This window comes from Streptomyces sp. SID11385, assembly GCF_010548245.1.
Lineage (GTDB): Bacteria > Actinomycetota > Actinomycetes > Streptomycetales > Streptomycetaceae > Streptomyces.
Window position 1 is genome coordinate 1 of the sequence record NZ_JAAGLR010000047.1, and the last position, 5,185, is coordinate 5,185.

Annotated in this window: 4 protein-coding genes; all 4 read left to right on the top strand. The window is 72.6% G+C overall.

Annotation, left to right across the window (positions count from 1 at the left end):
• Nucleotides 1–1,670, top strand: a 1,670-nt coding sequence (locus G3I42_RS02035; protein ID WP_164282140.1) for a DNA translocase FtsK, incomplete at its 5' end; no start/stop codon positions are given.
• A 305-nt stretch (nt 1,671–1,975) separates the two neighbouring features.
• Entirely contained in the window at nt 1,976–2,809 is an 834-nt protein-coding gene (locus G3I42_RS02040) for a helix-turn-helix domain-containing protein (protein ID WP_164282141.1), read from the top strand.
• 138 nt (nt 2,810–2,947) lie between these two features.
• Nucleotides 2,948–4,447, top strand: a complete 1,500-nt coding sequence (rimO, locus tag G3I42_RS02045) for a 30S ribosomal protein S12 methylthiotransferase RimO (protein WP_164282142.1) — start codon at nt 2,948–2,950, stop codon at nt 4,445–4,447.
• On the top strand, nt 4,444–5,185 hold a 742-nt coding region (pgsA, locus tag G3I42_RS02050), incomplete at its 3' end, for a CDP-diacylglycerol--glycerol-3-phosphate 3-phosphatidyltransferase (RefSeq protein ID WP_239096207.1). The genes rimO and pgsA, both read left to right, overlap by 4 nt.

Genomic DNA, 5,185 nt, shown 5'->3' on the forward strand with positions numbered 1-5,185 from the left:
ACGCCGGCGCGCCGTCGCGCGGCGGACGCGACGCCGCGGACGGGGCGGCGTCCGGCGGCGTACCCGACCTCACGAAGAAGACGCCCGAGGAGCCGCGCGACCTCCCGCCGCGCGCCGAACAGCTCCAGCTCTCCGGCGACGTCACCTACGCGCTGCCGAGCCTCGACCTCCTGGAGCGCGGCGGTCCGGGCAAGGCGCGCAGCGCTGCCAACGACGCGGTCGTCGCCTCGCTCACCAACGTCTTCAGCGAGTTCAAGGTCGACGCGCGCGTCACCGGCTTCACCCGCGGCCCGACGGTGACGCGCTACGAGGTCGCGCTCGGCCCCGCGGTCAAGGTCGAGCGCATCACGGCGCTCACGAAGAACATCGCGTACGCCGTCGCGAGCCCCGACGTGCGCATCATCAGCCCCATCCCCGGCAAGTCCGCCGTCGGCATCGAGATCCCGAACACCGACCGCGAGATGGTCAACCTGGGGGATGTACTGCGCCTCGCGGACGCCGCCGAGGACGACGACCCGATGCTCGTCGCCTTCGGCAAGGACGTCGAGGGCGGCTACGTCATGCACAGCCTCGCGAAGATGCCGCACGTCCTCGTCGCCGGCGCGACGGGCTCAGGCAAGTCCTCGTGCATCAACTGCCTCATCACCTCGGTCATGATGCGCGCGACGCCGGAGGACGTACGCCTCGTGCTCGTCGACCCCAAGCGCGTCGAGCTGACCGCGTACGAAGGCATCCCGCACCTCATCACGCCGATCATCACCAACCCGAAGAAGGCCGCCGAGGCGCTCCAGTGGGTCGTGCGCGAGATGGACCTGCGCTACGACGACCTCGCGGCCTTCGGCTACCGGCACATCGACGACTTCAACAAGGCGATCCGCGAGGGCAAGCTCCAGACGCCCGAGGGCAGCGAGCGCGAGCTCCAGCCCTACCCGTACCTGCTCGTGATCGTCGACGAGCTGGCCGACCTCATGATGGTCGCGCCGCGCGACGTCGAGGACGCGATCGTGCGGATCACCCAGCTCGCGCGCGCCGCCGGCATCCACCTCGTGCTCGCGACGCAGCGGCCCTCCGTCGACGTCGTCACCGGGCTCATCAAGGCGAACGTGCCCTCGCGGCTCGCCTTCGCGACGTCCTCGCTCGCCGACAGCCGCGTCATCCTCGACCAGCCGGGCGCGGAGAAACTCATCGGCAAGGGCGACGGGCTCTTCCTGCCCATGGGCGACAACAAGGCGACGCGCATACAGGGCGCCTTCGTCACGGAGGCGGAGATCGCCGCCGTCGTGCGCCACTGCAAGGAGCAGATGGCGCCGGTCTTCCGCGACGACGTCGTGGTCGGCTCGCAGCAGAAGAAGGAGATCGACGAGGAGATCGGCGACGACCTCGATCTGCTGCTCCAGGCGACCGAACTCGTCGTGACGAGCCAGTTCGGCTCGACCTCCATGCTCCAGCGCAAGCTGCGCGTCGGCTTCGCGAAGGCGGGGCGGCTGATGGACCTCATGGAGACGCGCAACATCGTGGGCCCGAGCGAGGGCTCGAAGGCACGCGACGTCCTCGTCAAGCCGGACGAGCTGGACGGGGTCATCGACGAGATCCGCGGCGGCGGGGGAGCGGCCCCGGGGGCTTCCGGGAGCTCCGGCGCGCCGGGGGCGGGGGACGGCGCGGGGGGCTGAGGCGTACGGGGCGGGGGAGCGGGCAACCCTTTCGGCGGGTCGCGCGTCAACTGGGGCGTGAGCGATCCGGTGGTCCGGCGCCGCCTCGTGGCCCAGTGCCCTTCATCCGTTCAGGTGCGGTGGGGGCGAGGGCCGGGGGCGCGCGTGCGGAGTGCGGGATGTGTGGAGATTCCGGGGCCGGGGGCGCCCCAGGATTTCCGGGCATTCCGATGGCGTAAAACCCCGTCCGCCGGGTTGCCCGAGCCTTTTACAGCCCCCCTAGACTGAACCTCCAGCAGGTGGCTGCACGCTCGAAAGGCGCTCTCGTGTCCATCGGCAACTCCCCAGCAGAAGAACGCCCTTCCGACGACGGTCCGTCCCTCGGCGAGACGCTGCGGCGGGCCCGCGCGAAGGCCGGCCTCCGGGTCGAGGACCTGAGCGCCTCGACACGTATCCGCGTCCCCCTCGTCCAGGCCATCGAGAACGACGACTTCTCGCAGTGCGGCGGCACCGTCTATGCCCGGGGACACCTGCGGGCCCTCGCGCGCGCCGTCGGTCTCGATCCCGAGCCCCTGCTCGCGCGCTACGACGCGGAGCACGACGGCGCGCCACTGCCCACGCCCGCCGCGCCGCTCTTCGAGGCCGAGCGCATCCGGCCCGACCGCCGCCGCCCCAACTGGACCGCCGCCATGGTCGCGGCGATCGTCGCGGTCGTCGCCTTCGTGGGCTTCACCGTCGTGAGCGGCGGTGACGAGCCCGCGGGGACGAAGCGCCACGCCGCCGAGGGCGCCCCGGCGGGGCACAGCGCGAGCCCCTCGCCGAGCGCGTCGCCGAGCGAGAGCCCGTCGCCCGCGTCCCCGGCGAACCCCGCGGAGAGCGCCGTGGCCGCCGTGCCCGCGGACAAGGTGACGGTGAAGCTGAGCGTGCCCGAGCGGCGCTCCTGGGTCTCGGTCAAGGACCACACGGGGCGCAGCCTCTTCGACGGAGTCCTGGAGCAGGGCCAGCACAAGACGTTCACGGACGCCGAGCAGGTCGATCTCGTCCTCGGCGACGCGGGCGCGGTGCGGGTCTCGGTGAACGGCAAGCCGATCGCGGACAAGTTCCGCCCCGGCCAGGTCCAGCGGCTCTCCTACACCAAGGGCAACCCCTCGGAGGGCTGAGGGAGCACGGGGCGGCGGTACGGGCCGGGGGGCGCGTGCGCGGCTCCCGCCCCCGCCGTCCCGCCCCGTACACGTGCCCGAACCCGTACCGCCACCTGCGCGGAAGGCGCCGTCCGGGGACGAAGTAGTCTTGAGCCCATGCCCGAACGCCGCACCGTCGCTCTCGTCACCCTTGGCTGCGCCCGTAACGAGGTGGACTCGGAGGAGCTGGCAGGCCGCCTGGAGGCGGACGGCTGGGACCTCGTCGAGGACGCCGCGCACGCCGATGTCGCCGTCGTCAACACCTGTGGCTTCGTCGAGGCCGCCAAGAAGGACTCCGTGGACGCGCTCCTGGAGGCGAACGACCTCAAGGGCCACGGCAGAACGCAGGCCGTCGTCGCGGTGGGCTGCATGGCCGAGCGGTACGGCAAGGATCTCGCCGAGGCGCTGCCCGAGGCGGACGGCGTGCTCGGTTTCGACGACTACGCCGACATCTCCGACCGCTTGCAGACGATTCTGAGCGGCGGCATCCACGCCTCGCACACCCCGCGCGACCGCCGCAAGCTCCTGCCGCTGAGCCCCGCGGCCCGCCAGGACGCCGCCGGCGTCGCGCTGCCCGGGCACGCGCAGCAGGCCCCGGAGCCCGAGGACGTCGCGCCCGCCGACCTCCCCGACGGACTCGCCCCCGCCTCCGGACCGCGCGCCCCGCTGCGGCGCCGCCTCGGCACCAGCCCCGTCGCCTCCGTCAAGCTCGCCTCCGGCTGCGACCGGCGCTGCTCCTTCTGCGCCATCCCCTCCTTCCGCGGCTCCTTCATCTCGCGCCGTCCCTCCGACGTGCTCACCGAGACGCGCTGGCTCGCCGAGCAGGGCGTGCGCGAGGTCATGCTCGTCTCCGAGAACAACACCTCCTACGGCAAGGACCTCGGCGACATCCGCCTCCTGGAGACGCTGCTGCCCGACCTCGCCGCCGTGGACGGCATCGAGCGGGTGCGCGTCAGCTACCTCCAGCCCGCCGAGATGCGCCCGGGCCTGATCGACGTGCTCACCTCGACGCCGAAGATCGCCCCGTACTTCGACCTCTCCTTCCAGCACTCCGCGGCCGGCGTCCTGCGCGCGATGCGGCGCTTCGGCGGCACCGACAGCTTCCTCGGCCTGCTCGACCAGATCCGGGCGAAGGCCCCCGAGGCCGGGGTGCGCTCCAACTTCATCGTCGGCTTCCCCGGCGAGACCGAGGAGGACGTCGCCGAGCTGGAACGTTTCCTGACCTCGGCGCGGCTCGACGCGATCGGCGTGTTCGGCTACTCCGACGAGGAGGGCACCGAGGCGGCGACGTACGGGACGAAGCTCGACGAGGAGGTCGTCGCCGAACGACTCGCGCGGGTCTCGCGGCTCGCCGAGGAGCTGACCGCCCAGCGTGCGGAGGAGCGGATCGGCGAGACGATGGAGGTGCTCGTCGAATCGGCCGCCACCGACGACGAGCCGGCCCTCGGCCGCGGGCCGCACCAGGCCCCCGAGACCGACGGGCAGATCATTCTCACCGGCGGGGCGGCGCTCCCGGACGGTGCTTCGCCCCGCGTCGGCCGTATGGTCGTCGCCAAGGTGATCGGCACCGAGGGCGTCGATCTCGTGGCGGAGTGTCTTGAGGAGGCAGGCAGATGACGGGAGCCCCGGCAACCGCCACGAGCGGCACCGGCGCCCCGGGCGGCAGCACCGCCGCGGGCGCCGCGGGCACCCCCCGTATCTGGAACATCGCGAACATCCTCACGATGATCCGGCTCGTCCTCGTCCCCGGCTTCATCGCCCTGATGCTCGTCGCCGGAGGACACGACCCGGCGTGGCGCTCAGTCGCGTGGGCCGCCTTCACCGTCGCGATGATCACCGACCTCTTCGACGGCCACCTCGCGCGCACGTACAACCTCGTCACGGACTTCGGGAAGATCGCGGACCCGATCGCCGACAAGGCGATCATGGGCGCCGCGTTCTGCTGCCTCTCCGCCCTCGGCGACCTGCCGTGGTGGGTCACGGGCGTGATCCTCGGCCGCGAGCTGGGCATCACGCTGCTGCGCTTCGTCGTCATCAGGTACGGCGTCATCCCCGCGAGCCGCGGGGGCAAGCTCAAGACGCTCACCCAGGGCGTCGCGGTCGGGATGTACGTGCTCGCCCTGACGGGGTGGCTCGCCTCGGCACGGTTCTGGGTCATGGCCGCCGCGGTTGCGCTCACCGTCGCGACGGGGCTCGACTACGTGCGCCAGGCGATCGTGCTGCGCCGCGAGGGCATCGCCGCGCGCCGCGCCGTCGTCCTCGACGAGGCGCGGGACCTCGGCCCGGGGGACCGGGTGGAGGCGGCGGTCCGCGGGACCGCGCCGCGTGAGGTGGCGGGGGAGGGCGACGGGGGCG

What these genes read in the sequence shown, in the direction of transcription:
- rimO (WP_164282142.1), top strand. Translation starts at nt 2,948, where the DNA reads ATGCCCGAACGCCGCACCGTCGCTCTCGTCACCCTTGGCTGCGCCCGT.